General features: G+C 68.9%; 15 protein-coding genes. 5 read left to right on the top strand and 10 right to left on the bottom strand.

The genetic code is table 11. The features are described from left to right. The first annotated feature begins 63 nt into the window (after positions 1-63). The gene (locus AC50YC_RS02070; protein WP_494951984.1) at positions 64-549 is read left to right on the top strand and encodes a hypothetical protein; all 486 of its coding nucleotides are present in this window, start codon (positions 64-66) and stop codon (positions 547-549) included. A 13-nt stretch (positions 550-562) separates the two neighbouring features. On the opposite strand, the gene AC50YC_RS02065 is transcribed toward AC50YC_RS02070, so the two are convergent. From AC50YC_RS02065 to AC50YC_RS02050, 4 genes are read right to left on the bottom strand one after another with little or no spacing between them, the layout of a single operon-like run. Continuing rightward, positions 563-1,630 carry a UDP-N-acetylmuramate dehydrogenase gene (locus AC50YC_RS02065; RefSeq protein WP_494951983.1) on the bottom strand — a complete coding sequence of 356 codons (1,068 nt, stop codon included), beginning with the start codon at positions 1,628-1,630 and terminating at the stop codon, positions 563-565. A 51-nt stretch (positions 1,631-1,681) separates the two neighbouring features. Then, positions 1,682-2,959, bottom strand: coding sequence for an MFS transporter (locus tag AC50YC_RS02060; RefSeq protein ID WP_494951982.1), 1,278 nt, complete (start codon positions 2,957-2,959; stop codon positions 1,682-1,684). Between the two features lie 15 nt (positions 2,960-2,974). Further along, positions 2,975-3,412, bottom strand: a complete 438-nt coding sequence (locus tag AC50YC_RS02055) for a MaoC family dehydratase (RefSeq protein WP_494951981.1) — start codon at positions 3,410-3,412, stop codon at positions 2,975-2,977. A gap of 2 nt (positions 3,413-3,414) precedes the next feature. Next, positions 3,415-3,900, bottom strand: a complete 486-nt coding sequence (locus AC50YC_RS02050; protein ID WP_494951980.1) for an FAS1-like dehydratase domain-containing protein — start codon at positions 3,898-3,900, stop codon at positions 3,415-3,417. 145 nt (positions 3,901-4,045) lie between these two features. Between AC50YC_RS02050 and AC50YC_RS02045 the strand changes: the two genes are divergently transcribed. After that, positions 4,046-4,423 carry an ArsR/SmtB family transcription factor gene (locus tag AC50YC_RS02045; protein WP_494951979.1) on the top strand — a complete coding sequence of 126 codons (378 nt, stop codon included), beginning with the start codon at positions 4,046-4,048 and terminating at the stop codon, positions 4,421-4,423. Next, positions 4,420-6,081, top strand: a complete 1,662-nt coding sequence (locus tag AC50YC_RS02040) for a SulP family inorganic anion transporter (RefSeq protein ID WP_494951978.1) — start codon at positions 4,420-4,422, stop codon at positions 6,079-6,081. The genes AC50YC_RS02045 and AC50YC_RS02040 overlap by 4 nt, the downstream gene beginning before the upstream one ends. On the opposite strand, the gene AC50YC_RS02035 is transcribed toward AC50YC_RS02040, so the two are convergent. From AC50YC_RS02035 to AC50YC_RS02015, 5 genes are all read right to left on the bottom strand, one after another. Beyond that, positions 6,071-6,295, bottom strand: a complete 225-nt coding sequence (locus AC50YC_RS02035) for a DUF3188 domain-containing protein (RefSeq protein ID WP_494951977.1) — start codon at positions 6,293-6,295, stop codon at positions 6,071-6,073. The genes AC50YC_RS02040 and AC50YC_RS02035 overlap by 11 nt on opposite strands. A gap of 62 nt (positions 6,296-6,357) precedes the next feature. Beyond that, on the bottom strand, positions 6,358-7,296 hold the full coding sequence (locus AC50YC_RS02030; protein ID WP_494951976.1) for a DUF2797 domain-containing protein: 939 nt from the start codon (positions 7,294-7,296) through the stop codon (positions 6,358-6,360). 24 nt (positions 7,297-7,320) lie between these two features. Beyond that, complete coding sequence (locus AC50YC_RS02025; protein WP_494951975.1) at positions 7,321-8,184, bottom strand: HpcH/HpaI aldolase/citrate lyase family protein; 864 nt, start codon at positions 8,182-8,184, stop codon at positions 7,321-7,323. A gap of 162 nt (positions 8,185-8,346) precedes the next feature. Continuing rightward, positions 8,347-9,321 (bottom strand): aldo/keto reductase, encoded by a 975-nt coding sequence (locus tag AC50YC_RS02020; protein ID WP_494951974.1) that lies wholly within the window; start codon positions 9,319-9,321, stop codon positions 8,347-8,349. Further along, complete coding sequence (locus AC50YC_RS02015; RefSeq protein WP_494951973.1) at positions 9,318-11,024, bottom strand: glycoside hydrolase family 13 protein; 1,707 nt, start codon at positions 11,022-11,024, stop codon at positions 9,318-9,320. Before AC50YC_RS02015 ends, AC50YC_RS02020 begins: the two co-directional genes overlap by 4 nt. 107 nt (positions 11,025-11,131) lie before the next feature. Here AC50YC_RS02015 and AC50YC_RS02010 point away from each other — a divergent pair, with 107 nt between their 5' ends. Continuing rightward, complete coding sequence (locus AC50YC_RS02010; protein WP_494951972.1) at positions 11,132-12,310, top strand: ROK family protein; 1,179 nt, start codon at positions 11,132-11,134, stop codon at positions 12,308-12,310. A gap of 138 nt (positions 12,311-12,448) precedes the next feature. Here the strand turns inward: AC50YC_RS02010 and AC50YC_RS02005 are convergent, their stop codons facing one another. Beyond that, entirely contained in the window at positions 12,449-12,730 is a 282-nt protein-coding gene (locus AC50YC_RS02005; RefSeq protein WP_494951971.1) for a hypothetical protein, read from the bottom strand. Between the two features lie 43 nt (positions 12,731-12,773). Between AC50YC_RS02005 and AC50YC_RS02000 the strand changes: the two genes are divergently transcribed. Further along, complete coding sequence (locus AC50YC_RS02000) at positions 12,774-15,467, top strand: FG-GAP-like repeat-containing protein (protein ID WP_494951970.1); 2,694 nt, start codon at positions 12,774-12,776, stop codon at positions 15,465-15,467. Positions 15,468-15,559 lie beyond the last annotated feature (92 nt).

Below are 15,559 nucleotides of genomic sequence, written 5' to 3'. Positions count from 1 at the left end.
ATACTAAGGCTACTGAACGGTGGTTCCCAGCCGCCGTTCAGCCGGACTCCCTACCCTTGATGGATGACCTTGCGTGAGATGTGGCCGCTGCTGCGGCCCCTGAGCCGGAGGCTTGCCCTGCTGGGCTGGGTGTCCAGCGCCGCCGGCATGAGCGCCGGGCTCGCCGTTGCCATTGCGAGCGGGACACGGCTGTCGCCCATGATGAGCACCCTGCAACTCGTGGCTGTGGCGTCCATGGCCGTGGCGGTAACCAGTTTCGTCACGGCCGCCTCGGTGCAGCCGCGTCACGCCGTCCGGGCCGCCCGTGAATCACCTGCCGCACCGGAGCGGCTGGAAGTCGAGGGATTCCCGGACACCGTGCAAAGTTTCCTGCTCTGCTCGCTGGCCCTGCTGGCCGGGGCAGTCGTTTTCGCCCTCGCCGGCCTGGTGCTCCGCAGCGGCCCCAGCGCGCAGTCCGTGGCGTTTTGCCAGGTGTTCTTCCTCGGCGCCGCCGCTTCCGGCTTTACCTTCCTGCTCTTCAGCAGGGTCGGGCAGCGCCGCAGGACCTGAGGGCGTCCGTTTCCTAGAGCTCCACGCCGATGAGCAGCGGTTCCGGGTGCAGTTCAATCCCAAAACGTTCGACGACGCCGCGGCGCACCTCCCGCGCGATCGCCAGCAGGTCCGCGGCGCTGGCGTTTCCCCTGTTGGTGATGGCCAGGGTGTGCTTGGTCGACAGGGAGGCCCGGCCGCCGGAGACGCTGCCCGCCTCGAGCCCGAATCCCTTGCCGTAACCTGCCTCGTCGATCAGCCAGGCCGCCGAGAGTTTGGTCTGCCCGTCCGCGCCGCCCGGGTAGCGCGGCGCGTCGTCGGGCAGCCCGGCGGCCACGGCTGCCGGCACAATCGGGTTCGTGAAGAAGGAACCGGTGGAGTAGGTGTCCCGGTCCGCGGCGTCCCACACCATGCCCTTGGACGCCCGGAGCCGGAGCACCTCACGCCGGACGTCGTTGGAATAGGCCCGCCGGCCGGCTTCGACGCCCAGCGCCCGGGCCAGCTCGGCGTAGCGGATGGGGGCGCTCATCCGGCCCAGCGGCAGCTGGAACTCAACCGTGAGCACGACGTAGCGCGGGGAGCCGTTGACGGTGGTCTGCTTGAGGATCGAATCGCGGTAGCCGAACTTCAGCTCCGAATTGGTGAAGGTCTGCACGGCGTTGCGCTGCCGGTCCCAGGTCCGCACGGTGGCGATGGTCTGGGAAACGTCCGAGCCGTACGCACCGACGTTTTGGACCGGTGTGGCGCCCGTGGCGCCCGGAATGCCGGAGAGCGCCTCGATGCCGGACCAGGCGTGCCGCACGGCGTGCTCCACCAGGGCGTCCCAGTTGTGGCCGGCCTGGACCACCACCGCGACGCCGCCGCAGGAGTCCTCCGCGTTGACGGTAAACCCCTCCGAGGCGATCTTCAGCACGGTGCCGGGGAACCCGTCGTCGGACACCAGCAGGTTCGAGCCGCCGCCAATGATCAGCAGGGGCTCACCGGCGGCGTCCGCTGAGCGGACGGCCTCGATGATCTCTGCCTCGGTGCGGGCCTCGATGAAGCTGCCGGCGGGGCCGCCGACGGCGGCCGTGGTCAGGTCGGAAAGCAGTGTCTGGGTCACCCGACCAGCCTAGCCGGGTAACGCCTGACTCCCCTAAGCAGGGCCCACGCGCTACCCGGGCTTCCGGGCCACCGGGGAGAGCAGGAAGCTGACCACGAGCATCACCATCACGGCCAGCAGGGAGTGCAGGATGCCGACGTGCTCGGCCAGCAGGCCCAGCAGGGGCGGACCGCAGAGGAACGCACCGTAGCCGATCGTGGAGACCACGGACACCCGCGCGGCGGCCTTGAGCGGATCGTCGGCAGCGGCGGACATGCCCACCGGGAAGCCCAGCGAGGCACCGAGCCCCCAGACCGCGAGGGCCACATACGCAACCCACGGCACCGGGGCGAAAACGAACAGGCCCAGGCCCAGCACGGCAAGGGCCGCACACCAGCGCATCACCGGGACCCGGCCGAAGCGGTCCAGCACCACGGTGCCGGCAAACCGGCCCACGGTCATGAACGTGACGAACAGTCCGTAGCCGGCGGCGCCTGCGGCGTCGGACTGGCCGTGGCCATCGGCGAGCGCCAGGGCCACCCAGTCCCCCGCCGCACCCTCGGCAAGGGCCAGCCCCAACACGAGCACCCCCAGGAGGAGCGTCCGGCGGTCCCGCCAGGCCAGGGCAATCTGGCGCTTGTTGTCCAGCGGGGCCTCGGCCCGGTCTGTCTCCTGCCGGATGATCGGGATGGGCCCGGTGGAGGGGTCCTCGAAGGTATCGGGCCTGGCCGGCCGGAAGCTCTGCCTGCCCTCGACCGGAGTGATGTCTGCCCGGAACCAGGAGGCGGCGGTCGCCACGGAGCCCGCGACCAGCAGCCCCACCACGGCGAAGTGCCACACGACGGGAACGCTCGCGCCGGCGGCCCAGGCGCCCGCCGCGGCGCCGGCGACAGTGCCCAGGCTGAACGCTCCGTGCAGCCGCGGCATGATGTGCCGGCGGACGGCGCGTTCCACCGCGGCCCCCTCGACGTTGGAGGCGGTGTTCCAGCTGGCCGTGCCCAGGCCGATCACGGCCAGCCCGGCGGCGACGGCGGGCGGACTGACCAGGACCGAGGTTCCCAGGCCGGTGAGGACCAGCCCGGCGCCCACCATGATGCTGCCGATCCGGATGGTCTGCTTGGATCCGAAACGCAGCACGATCAAACCGGATGCGGAGACCGAGATGAAGGAGCCGAGGGTCATGCACAGCAGCAGCAGCCCGACATTCCCCGGCGTGAGGTCCAGCCCGTCCCGGATGGCCGGCAGCCGGGAGACCCAGGTCGCGAAGGCGACGCCGCTGAACGCGTAGGCGGCCACGACGGCGTTCCGCCAGTGCGTGACCTCCGCGGACTGGCCCGTGGCCACGCTCACGGCATCGCCATGCAGCTAGGCCAGCCTGACGACGGCCTGGGCCTTCATCAGCACCTTCTGGCCGGCGCAGGTGACGGTGAGGTCCACGCGGGCGGTGCCCTTGTCGGCGTCGATCGCTCCGATGGCGCCGCTGACCTCGACCATGGTGCCGGCCTCGGCCGTCCCCGTGGTGTCGGACACCGGGACCGGTTTCGTGAAGCGGGTCTGGAAATCGACGACGGCGGCAGGGTCGCCGGCCCAGTCGGTGACGAGCTGCACGGCGGAGCCCATGGTGAACATGCCGTGCGCGATCACGCCGGGCAGCCCGACGCCGGTGGCGAAGGCTTCGTTCCAGTGGATGGGGTTGAAGTCGCCGGAGGCGCCGGCGTACCTGACCAGGTCCGTGCGGGTGACGCCGACGCTGCGGCTGCCGATGTCCTGGCCGACGGTGAGTTCCGAAAGTGTGGGTGTCATGGCTACTGTCCCTCTCCGCGGACCAGGATGGACGAGGTGGTGGTGGCGACGGCCTCGCGCGCCGCGTCGCCGGCAGTACCGGCCGCTGCGCCGGCGGCCAGGGCGAAGATTTCCGAACGCGTGGTGATCATGGCTCCCCCGCCCATGGACCGGACGCCGTCGACGTGCAGCTCCGCCACCAGCCGGTCGCCGGCGACGATGGGGCGGTGGTGGATGAAGCGCTGGTCGGCGTGGACCACACGGGAGAAGTCGATGCCGGACTCGGGGTCCTCGATCAACTGGGCGTCAGCCCGCTGCGCCACGATGATGGCGAAGGTCGGGGGTGCCACGAGGTCGCTGTGCCCCAGCGCCGTGGCCGCCTCCACGTCGAAGTGGGCGGGGTGGGTCGCCTTGACCGCGCGGGCGAACTCGCGGATTTTCTCGCGGCCGACGTCGTACACCTCTTTGGCAGGGTAGCTGCGCCCCTGCAGATCCGGATTGATAGTCATGGGTTCCAGCCTAGCGGCAGGCCTCCGGCCGCCAGCGCCGATGACGCGAGCCGCACAGGCTGGCGATCATGCGGTATGATGAAAACATCATTTCATCAATTCACAGCCGGTTCCCGGCTCCGCGGACGAGAAAGCCCAGGCAGCGATGATTTCCCCAGCGCAAACCCCCTTGTACGAGATCAAGGCGAACCTGTTCAAGGCCCTCGCCCATCCGGCGCGGATCCGTGTGCTCGAACTGCTGTCCGCGGCGCCGGACAACTCGGCGCCCGTCAGCTTCCTCCTGGCAGAGACGGGCCTCGAGGCCTCGCATCTGTCCCAGCACCTCGCCACCCTGCGCCGGCATGGTGTGGTCACGTCGTCCCGGTCCGCAAACGCCGTGACCTACCGGCTGGCCCATCCAAAGATCGCCGAATTGCTGGCCATCGCCCGGACCTTCCTTCTCGACACCCTGTCCGATTCCAACGAACAGCTCAAACTCGCCCAGGGACTCCCCAGCGAGCACCTGCAAGGTTCCGCCTCATGAGTGCCGTGCTGGGCCAGCTCAGCCGGTTCCTGCCCTCCCGCCGTGACTACGAGGGGCTGGGCTCGACCTGGAAAACGGATCTGCTGGCGGGCATCACGGTGGGCATTGTGGCCCTGCCGCTGGCGCTGGCCTTCGGCGTGAGCTCCGGCGTCGGCGCCGAAGCCGGGCTTATCACCGCCGTTGTGGCCGGCCTGGTCGCCGCGGTGATGGGCGGCTCGCACGTCCAGGTTTCCGGCCCCACCGGCGCGATGGTCGTGGTGCTGGCGCCGGTCGTCGCCATCCACGGTGTCGGCAGCATCGCGCTGGTTTCCCTGATGGCCGGGCTGCTGGTGGTTATCCTGGGCATCAGCGGACTGGGCCGGGCCGTGGCGTTCATCCCCTGGCCGGTGGTGGAAGGCTTCACGCTCGGCATCGCCGCGATCATTTTCCTCCAGCAGGTGCCCCTGGCCACCGGCACCGAGGGAGTGCCGGGCCACAACACCCTGCTGGGCGCCTTCGAGAGCGCCTCCCAGGCCACGCTGCCCACTGTTCTCCAGACGCTCGGCGTCGTCGCGGGGGTGGCCGCCGTGATGTTCCTGCTCCCGAAGCTGAACAAGGCTTTGCCCGCGAGCCTGATCGCGGTGCTGCTGGCCACCGTGGCCGCCGAGCTGCTGCAGCTGGACATCCCCCGGATCGGCGCCCTGCCGCATTCCCTGTCCGCACCGTCGATCCCGTCCCTGGATCCGGCGCTGCTGGGCGGGTTGCTGATGCCGGCGGTGTCCATCGCGATGCTGGCCGCCATCGAATCCCTGCTCTCCGCGCGGGTGGCCGCCGGCATGGTGGGGCCGGACGGGAGGCCCTCCGGGGCCTATAGCCCGGACCGGGAGCTCATGGGGCAGGGACTCGCCTCGGTGGCCGCGGGGTTCTTCGGCGGGATGCCCGCCACGGGCGCCATCGCCCGGACCGCGGTCAACGTCCGCTCGGGCGCCAAGACCCGGCTTTCCGCGATTGTGCACGCCCTGGTCCTGCTGGCCATCATCTATCTGGCGGCCGGCCTGGTCGGGAGGATCCCGCTGGCCGTCCTGGCCGGGATCCTGATGGTCACGGCCACGCGCATGGTGTCCAAGCATACGGTCACCGCCATCATGCGCTCCACCCGCGCCGACGCGTTTGTGTTTGTCCTGACTGCCCTGATCACCGTGGCCTTCGACCTGATTGTGGCCATCGAGATCGGCCTGGTCGCCGCGGCCATCTTCACGCTGCGGAAGTTCGCCTCGCTCAGCGGGGTGAAGCGCGAGGAGATCCCGGGACCGCGCGAGGACGGCGACGAGCACATCGCGATTTTCCGGCTGGACGGGGCCATGTTCTTCGGCGCCGCGGAGCGGGTCCTGCAGGAAATCAGCCAGGTCAAGGACATCCAGGTGGCCATCATCCGGCTCTCACAGGTGCGGATGCTCGACGCTACCGGGGCGCACACGCTGGTGGAGGTCATCTCGGCTCTGGAGCTGCGCGGCGTGACGGTCCTGCTGAAGGGCGTCCAGCCGCAGCACCTGGAGCTCGTGACCAACGTCGGGGTGATCCGCTCGCTGCGGCACCACAAGCACCTGTTCTCATCCCTGCCCGAGGCCGTGGCGCACGCCCGCAGCCACGTGCTGCGGAACGCCGCCGCTAACGCTTGAGGTTTTTGCGGATCGACTGGCCGCGGACCACGATCCCGGCGATGTGCAGGACCAGGCCGAGCCCGATCACTGCCAGGGAGGCGACGGCCAGGTCCTGGTTGCCGGAGCTGTTGCCGACCAGGTTCAGGATGATGCCGACGCCGAGCAGGCCCATGGCACTGAAAACGAGCACCTTGTAGGTGGTTGGCGCGGAGTCCCAGAATTCTTTCAGCACCGTGCCAGTCTAGTGTGCCGGCGCCACGGCGGGGCTGGGGCCGGGCCTTGCCGGGCGGCGGCTCAGAACAGGGACTCCTGGACTGCCGGGACGCCGGTGCCGTGGTCGCCGAGCACAATGGTCCGAGCTTTCAGCTGGCCGAGGTTCACGACGAATTCAAGATCGGCGCCGTCGAGCCGGGCCAGTGCGACGCTGCCGCTCAGCGAGTCAATCCGGAACCCGTGGACTCCTGCGCTGAGTTCCTGCGGGTAGGCGTGCCGGGCAGCCGGCGCGCAGACCGCATCCGAGAACCCCGGCCGCCGCCAGTGCTCATCCACGACGTCGAAGCCGCCGCCCCCGGCGCCGGCCAGCAGCCCCCGGACATCCGCGGCCAGCTTTCTGTTCCGGGCATCCAGTGCGACGGCGGGCGCCGGTCCGGTCAGGGCTGCGGCCTTGGCGGCGGAGCGGATCTGCTGGGGGATGCCGGCGTCGCGGGTCACCAGGTCCTCGAGGTTCCTGACCACCCGGCCGTCGTCGGCCCGGGCGACGTACCGGGCGGCGACGGCGCCCTGCTCCGCGAGCCTCTTCCATTTCCGCAGGTTCGCCGCGGTGCCCACCTTGCTGGCACCGTTGGCGAAGGTGGCGATGTACAGCCAGTGCGGCTGCATCAGGTAGGCACGCAGCCCCGGCGGCACGCGTGCGCCGCGGTGGAAATCGTGGATCAGCCGGGAATCGTCGACGACGAAGCACCGCTCACACTGGCTGCCCTTCACGGCCGGCGCCCGGTCGGGGCACAGGATGTGGTCGCGGTCGGCGGGCCCGTGGACCTTGTGGTGCCCGAGGCAGCGCTTGCCCGCGGCGGCGAGCCGGAAGCCGAGCCGGGTGCCGGCGTCGAGCGGCAGTTCGGTGAAGCCGCCGTCGGGGTCCTGCAGGCGTATCGCCGGGCACCCGCCGTCGGGGTCCTGCGGTGCCGGCCCGGCATCCCAAAAGACCCCGTGGACCAGATAACAGGTATCGGTCACGGGGTCTCCTTGGTTCGGGGCGGGCTACAGGGCCGGCTGCACCCCAAAGGCTACCGCGAGCTTCATGATCTTCTCGGCGCGGCCCAGACGGGGCAGGTCGGAGCCGTCGCGGATGACGCGGCCGTTGGCCTCGAAGTCGGCCATGAAGTCGGTGGCCCAGGCGACGTCGGACGGCGTCGGGCTGATGACCTCGTTGATGACGTGGGTCTGGTCGATTGCGAGGCAGAGCTTGCCGGTCATGCCCATCATCACGGTGATCCCGGTCTGCTCACGGAGGATCGGGTGGTTGGTGCCGACGGTGGGGCCGTCGATGGGGCCCGGCAGGTTCCCGACGCGGCTGGCCACCACCAGTTTGGCGCGCGGGTAGGCCATGGCCTCCGGGGTGGCCGCCATGCCGGTGTCGCGGCGGAAGTCGCCCGAGCCGAAGGCCAGCCGGAACGCGCCCTGGGCCTTGGAGATGTTGTTGGCTTCCTCGATGCCGACGGCGGACTCGACCAGTGCAATGACGGGCGTCTTGCCGTCCATGCGGTGGTAGCTCTCGGTGACCTGGTCCGCGGACTCGGTCTTGGCCAGCATCACACCGAGCAGGCCCGGGGTGCCGCGGAGCCCGGCAAGGTCGTCGGCCCAGAAGGGGCTTGTGGCGTCGTTGATCCGCACCCAGGCGCTGCCGCCGGCGGTCAGCCAGTCCACGACGTGCCCGCGGGCGGCGTCCTTCTGCGAGGGGTCCACCGCGTCCTCGATGTCCAGGATGATGGCGTCCGCGCGGGAGGAGGCCGACTGGTCGAAGAGTTCGGTTTTCATGGCATTGACCAGCAGCCAGGAGCGGGCGATTTCAGCAGGGATGTTGCGTTGGGGCCGGACGGTCCCGGCGGTGGTGGTGGAAGTCATGTATCTACGCTAGCCGCCCGGGGGCGTTTGCGGCTAAGCGATCCGGCCCTCCGGGGCGACCAATACGACCAAAATCACGTCCACGCCCACCCAGCTGGCAGCAGAAGCCGTTTTCGGCGCTCATCACGGCTTGCACTGCCAGCTGGTCGGGACGGCGGGCGTCTACGGGATGTTGCTGCCGCGCGCCGTCACCCAGAGCCGGTACCACTCGGCCCGGGTCATGCCCGCGGCGACCTCGGCGGCGTCCGCGCAGGCGCGGATGCGGTCCGGCCTGGCGGTGCCGATCACCGGGGCGATTCCGGCCGGGTGCTTCATCAGCCAGGCCAGCACCACCGATTCCCCGGTGGTCTTCTTCTCCGCGGCCAGCTGCGCCACCAGCCTGGCGGTCGCTTCCTCCGCGGCCGACGGCGCTGCTGCCGGGGCCCCGGTGTAGAGGCCCCGGGCCAGTGACCCGTAGGCCTGCAGGGTGATCCCGTGCCGGACACAGTGCTCCACGGTGCCGTGCGGGAAGCTGTAGTCCGTGCCCTCGGCATGGTTGACCAGCACCGTGCTCTCCAGCCAGGCGCGTTTGAACAGGCTCATCTCCAGCTGGTTGGCGACCACCGGCGTCTCGAGCCGGTCCTGCAGCACCTCGATCTGCGCCCCGGACATGTTGGACACGCCCAGCGCCCGGACCTTGCCTTCGGCCATCAGCTGCCCGACGGCGGAGGCAACCTCGGCAGGGTCCATCAGCGGATCGGGGCGGTGCAGCATCAGCACGTCCACGTAGTCCGTGCGGAGCCTGCCCAGGCTCTCGTTGACCCGGGCCAGGATGGCGTCCCGGCTCAGGTCGTAGTACGTCTCCAGGCCTTGTTCGTTGAGCCGGATGCCGCATTTGGTCTGCAGCCGGATGCGGTCCCGGAGCCCCGGGGTCTGCGCGAGCATCTCGCCGAACACAGCTTCGGATTTGCCGCCACGGTAGATGTCGGCATGGTCGAACAAGGTGATGCCGGCCGCCAGGGCGGCGTCGACGGCCGCAGCCGCCTCGTCCACATCCGCGGACGAGTGCGGCTCCGGCGACCAGCTGCCGCCCAGGCCCATGCAGCCGTAAATCAGTTCCTGGGCGGGGACGGGTCCGCGGCCGGGCTGGGTGCTCACCGCAGCCAGACGGTGGTGCTGCCCGGAAGGAGGTTGTTCTCCAGCGGTCCGCTGCTGAGCAGCACCGTTCCGGCGGGCAGCTCAACGGGCTCGTCACCGAAGTTGGTCACGGTCTGCCAGCCCCCGGGGCGGCTGAAGTGCAGCACCTCGGGGCTGGCGGTGCTGTGCCATTCGAGTTCTTCCGAGGTCTGCAGTTCCCGGCGCAGCTTCAGCGCCCGGCGGTAGAACTCCAGCGTGGAGCCCTCCACGCCGTCCTCGGCGGCCACAGCGTAACGGCTGAACCACTCCGGCTGCGGCAGGTGCGCCCCGCCGTCGCCGAAGCCGAAGGAGCTGCCCTCGGCGGCCCAGGGCAGCGGCACCCGGCAGCCGTCCCGGCCGATCTCCACGCCCTTGTTGCGGAAGAAGGTCGGGTCCTGCCGCTCGGCGTCGGGGATTTCCGTGACTTCCTGGAGCCCCAGCTCCTCCCCCTGGTACAGGTACGCGGACCCCGGCAGCGCCAGCATCAGCTGGGTGGCCGCGCGGGCACGGCGCAAACCGAGCTCCACGTCGAGCTCCTCGGGCGGGGCGCCGGCCAGCAGCCAGCCCTTCCCGTCCTGGCCCTTGGCGTGCTTGCCGCCGCCCTTGGGCAGCCCGTAGCGCGTGGCGTGGCGGACGACGTCGTGGTTGGAGAACACCCAGGTGGAGGAGGCGCCGGACTCGGTGGCCTCGGCGAGGTTCCGGGTGATGATTTCGCGGAACTCGTCGGCGTCGAAGTCGGCCTGCAGGAGGTCGAAGTTGAACGCCTGGCCCAGGCCCTCCGGGCTCGCGTAGCGGCCGCGGCGGCTGGCGTGGACCCAGGCTTCGGCGACCGCGGTGCGCGGCGGGTTGTATTCGTTGAAGACTTCGCGCCATTCCACGTAGATCTCGTGGACCTCGTCGCGGTCCCAGAACGGGTGCGAGCCGTCGTCGAAGCCGTCGGTACCGCTGTTGGCCTCGCTGAGCTCGACCTTGGACAGCAGCGGCTCGGTGAGGTCCTTGGTCAGGGCGTGCGCGACGTCGACGCGGAAACCGTCCACGCCGCGGTCGGACCAGAAGCGCAGGGTCTTGAGGAAGTCGTCGCGGATTTCCCGGTTGGACCAGTTCAGGTCGGGCTGTTCCTTGGCGAAGATGTGCATGTACCACTGGCCGGGGGTGCCGTCCGGTTCGGTGATGCGTTCCCAGGCCGGGCCGCCGAACACGGACTCCCAGTCCGACGGCGGGATCTCCCCGTTCTCGCCCTTGCCATCGCGGAAGATGTAGCGTTCCCGCGCATCGGAGCCGCGCGGGGACGCGAGGGCTTCCTGGAACCAGACGTGGCGGTTCGAGGAGTGGTTGGGGACGATGTCGGCGATCAGCTTGATGCCTGCGGCGTGCAGGGCGGCGGACATCTCTGCGAAGTCCGCCAGCGTTCCCAGCTTGGGGTCGACGTCGCGGTAATCATCGACGTCGTAGCCGCCGTCCGCGAGGGCTGAGGGGTAGAACGGGCTCAGCCAGACGGCGTCGATCCCGAGTTCCTTCAGGTAGGGGACCTTCGCCGTGATGCCCTTGATGTCACCGAGTCCGTCGCCGTTGGAGTCGGAGAAGCTGCGCGGGTAGATCTGGTATACGGAAGCCTGGCGCCACCAGTTGGGGTCGGCGGCGAGATCGGAACCGGACAGGGTTGCCAGCGTGGCGGTGTTGGACAAGGGATGATCCTTCGGGTTCGGAGCGGTGCTTCTGATAATTTAGATACAAGCTAAATATATTGCCGGATCAATTATGGGTCCGGACTCACGGGGAGGTCAAGATTCTGATGCCGCACGCAGCCGCCGCCACGCCCCAGCTGCTGCGCCGGGTCAACGCCCGCTCCGTGCTCGGCGTCATCCGGACCACGGACGTGGCCACCGGGACAGAGCTGATGGCCAGGACCGGGCTGACGCGGGCATCGGTCATCGCCGTCTGCGAGGACCTGATCCGGCGCGGCTGGATCCGTGAACTGGAAACGCGCGACGAGGAACAGCCCGGGAGTCCGCGCAAGGGCCGCCCGGCCCGGCGCTTCGAGCTCAACAGCGGCGCCGGGTTTGTGCTGGGCCTCGACATCGGCGCAGCCACCACCACCGCGGCGGTCGCGGACCTCCGCGGCACCATCCTCGGCCGGTCCAGCGAGAGTTTCCGGGCCACCGACATCCCCGCGGAGGAACGGATCGACGTCGTCGACCGTGCCTGCCGCCGGGCGCTGTCCGCCGCCGGGACCGTCCCGGACAAGGTCCTGGCCGTCGGGGCCGGCATCGCCGCCCCCGTGGACCGTGACGGCAACGTGCTGGTCACCCAGCATTTCTGGAGCCTGTTCGACGTCGGGCTCCGCGCGGCGCTGAAGGAGCTGCACGGCTGGACGGTGCTGCTGGAGAACGACGCGAACCTTGCCGCCCTGGGTGAACGCTGGCGGGGTTCCGGCACCGGCGTCGACGATCTTGTGGTGCTGCTGGCCGGGGAACGGCTGGGCGCCGGGGTGATGGAGTCCGGGCGGCTGCTGCACGGCCGCGGCGGCGCAGCCGGTGAAATGGGCTACCTGGACCTCGTGGAGGGCGTCGGCTCCAGCGACGGCATCGCCAGCCTCGCCCGGCAGTGGTCCGCAGCGGACGGCGGTCCCGCCGCGGGCGGTGAGGCCAGCGCCCGCCGTGTCTTTGAGGATGCCGCCGCCGGGGATCCCGCCGCGCTGGCCATCCTGGCGCGCATCTCGGACCGGATGGCACGGGTCATCGCCTCCGTGGCGAGCTTCATGAACCCGGAGCAGGTGGTGATCGGCGGGGCGGTGGCTGAATCCGCCGGGATGCTCCTGCCGGGCATCACGGCCCTGCTCCCCCGGTTCACGGCGACTCCCCCGCGTGTGACAGTCTCGCCGCTGGGCGACGCGATTGTCACGGTCGGCGCCGTCCGGCATGCCCTGGACTACGTCGAAGCGAACGCGCCGGAGCTGGAGCTCGCGAGGTAGGGCACCCGCTCGATGTGGCGGGGCACACAATCCGGCGCCTGCTCGGGCATAGCTCAAGATTAGGCAACGATTCGCTACTAAAGACGAAAGTTTGGTGCAGGTTCCCGTTCCTGGCGGCGCGGCGTCCGTAGACTGACCTCACTTCCCGGTCTCCCGGCCGTCCTGCTGAGCTTTCAGTGGGGCGGCGGTCTCATGAAAGACACAAAACGTGAACTCAATACGGAAGACGACGGCGCTGCTGACAGCGTTCGTTGTTACTCTCGCCTCGCTCACCGCTGTGACGCTCTCGCCGGCTCTCGCTAATCCGACGCCGACACCCACGTCGACAGCATCAGCCACGCCCGCGACGACGTCGGCGACGTCCACGCCCCTACCCACATCGACGGCCACGCCCCTTCCCACGGCGACGGCGTCAGCCACGCCGTCGCCCGCGCCGACGGCACCGATGGAATCCCCGGCAACGGTGGAATCGCAGACTCTGACTTCTCCGGAGCCGCTGTTCATTGAGGTCGTTGGCGGCAGCAATCCCACCTCCAGCCTCGGCACTGAGGGACACGGGCCAAAGGGGGCTGAACAGCACTCGGCAGCCACCGAGGCCTACTCCATCGCCCGGAGCGGCGATATCAAGGTAAAACTGGTGATGGTCCAGTTGGCGGACAAGAAGGCGGCTATCTCTGAGTCGGACGCCCGGGCAGCGATCCATACCAGCAGCGAGTACTGGCAGGCGATGTCGAACGGCAGGCTGTCCATGAGCGTCGACACGGTCGAGAACAGGTCGAGCAAGGCAACCTCCACGCAGAGCTATTCCTCCATGATGAACACGATCGCCGCCGAAATCGGATGGGTCCCCAGTTCCTACACGGCACTCGTGGTGTTCGTGTCCACTCCCACACTGTCCGATGGGGCGTACGGCGCGGGCTGGAGCTACAACGGAACCAGCGGACGCGTCCTCATGCCGCTTCCGGCAAACCTGACCAAGAGCGTCCTGGCCCACGAATTCGGGCACGTGCTGGGTCTCATGCACGCCAACCGGCTCAGGTGCTCGAATGGAGCCGTGGACACGGCCAGCAACGCGGACGGATCGTTCGCCAACGGCACCTGCAGCATCGAGGAATACAAGGACAACCTTGACCTGATGGGTGTCTCCCAGCTCAGCCAGCCGGTGGTCAGCTCCCCCACGTACCAGTTTGGCGGATTCGGTTCCGGAAACGAGGTCAGGGATCTGGGGAAAGCGGTGGGCAAGAATTCCTACCAGTTGAAGGCCTGGGGAAGCGCGGACGACCACCGCGCCGTGAAGTTCACCGATCCCATCAGCGGGGAGACCTACTACCTGGAACTTCGTCTTCCGGTGGGCAACGACGCGGCAACGGCCCTCAACGGCAACCGCGGGGTCAAGGTGGTCCAGGCTTACGGCTCAGGTTCCATCGCCCTGCAGCCCAGCACCACCACCTTCAACGGCTATTACAGCTACAACCAGGCGTGGCAGGCCGGCCAGACCTTTACCTCCCACGCCGGTACACGGGTGACCATCGACTGGATCTCGGATTCCGGTGCGGGGATCACGATTGATGCGATGCCCCCGGCCAAGCCCCTGCTGGTCGCCCCGGGCGATTACAACGGCGACGGAATCGCCGATCTCATTCAGCGCAAGGTCAACGGCGAGCTGTGGCTCTACCCTGGCGACGGCAGCGGCAAGTCCCGGGCCGCCCAGCGGATCGGCACCGGGTGGGAAATATACAACAGCATCCTCGGCACCGGCGACTTCAACGGTGACGGCAGGAACGACCTCGTCGCCAGGAAGTTCGACGGCTCGCTCTGGTTTTACGCCGGGACGGGAGCCGTTTCGGCCAGCAACGAGGGGTACGCCGCAGCGGTCAAGATCGGTGACTTCGGCTGGAATGCCTTCAATGTGCTCCTGGGCGTCCGCGACTTCGATGGCGACGCCAAGCCGGACATCCTGGCCCGGCGCCCGGATGGCGTGCTGGTCCTGTACCCGGGAACGGGCACCGGCCGGCCGGGAACGCCCCGCGAAATCGACTACGGCTGGGAGATCTTTGACCAGCTGATCCCGATCCACGATTTCAACGGCGACGGAACCAACGACCTGGCCGCCCGGCGCCCTGACGGGTCCCTCTGGCTTTATTCCAACTCAGGACCGGCGAAACTCGTCCTGCCCCAGCAGATTGGCTCAGGCTGGGATATCTACACCACGGTCCTGGGCACCGGCGACGCCAACGGGGACCGCACCGCGGACTTCGTGGCCAGCCAGGCCGACGGAAACGTCTTCTTCTACGCCGGCACCGCCATGCGGGACGAGGGTTATGGCAGCGCGCGGAAGATCGGTGACTTCGGCTGGGAGGTCTTCGACTACCTGAGCGCCGTCGAAGATTTCAACGGCGACAAGGTTGCCGATCTCCTGGCCCGGAAACCGGACGGCACCCTGTGGTTCTACCCCGGCGACGGCAAGGGCGCCTACGGAGTGCCGCGGAAGATCGGTCTCGGCGGCTGGGAAGTGTTCAATGCGCTGATCAGCGTCAGGGACTTCACCGGGGACGGCAAGAACGACCTCATCGCCCGGAAGCCCGACGGTACCCTCTGGATCTACCCCGGCACCGGCCGTGTCGACGCCGGCGACCCCGGCTACACGGCGCCGAAGAAAATCGGCACCGCCGGCTGGAACGCCTTCACCGCCCTGACCGGAACCGGTGACCTCAACGGGGATGGAAAGAATGACCTCCTGGCGAGGAAATCCGACGGCTCGCTGTGGCTGTACCGCGGTACAGGCACCATCAGCGGCACCAACGAGGGATACTCCTCGCCGATCAGGATCGGTGATTACGGCTGGGAAGTCTTCGACCAGCTGTTCGGAGCCGGGGACTTCAACGCGGACGGAAGAAATGACGTCGTCGCCAGGAAGTTCGACGGCACCCTGTGGATGTACCCCGGCGACGGCACGGGAAAGCTCTCCGCCCCGCGCAGAATCGGAACAGGCTGGCACGTGTTTGACACCGTCCTGGGCGCGGGAAACCTGACCGCGGACAGCTTCCCGGACATGGTGGCCCGCCGGCCCGACGGTTCGCTCTGGGCCTATTCGGGAACAGGCATGCAAACGAACGAGGGTTACATCCCCCGCATCTTCGCCGCTTCGGTGTCGTAGGTGCGGGGGCAGCCGCCGAGGCGCCTCGAAAGCTCGTGAAAAGGGCCGGATCATCAATGATCCGGCCCTTTTCTGTCGGGGTGCGGCGGCGC

Source organism: Pseudarthrobacter sp. MDT1-56, from assembly GCF_059383555.1.
This window is presented reverse-complemented; position numbering and strand designations above follow the sequence as displayed.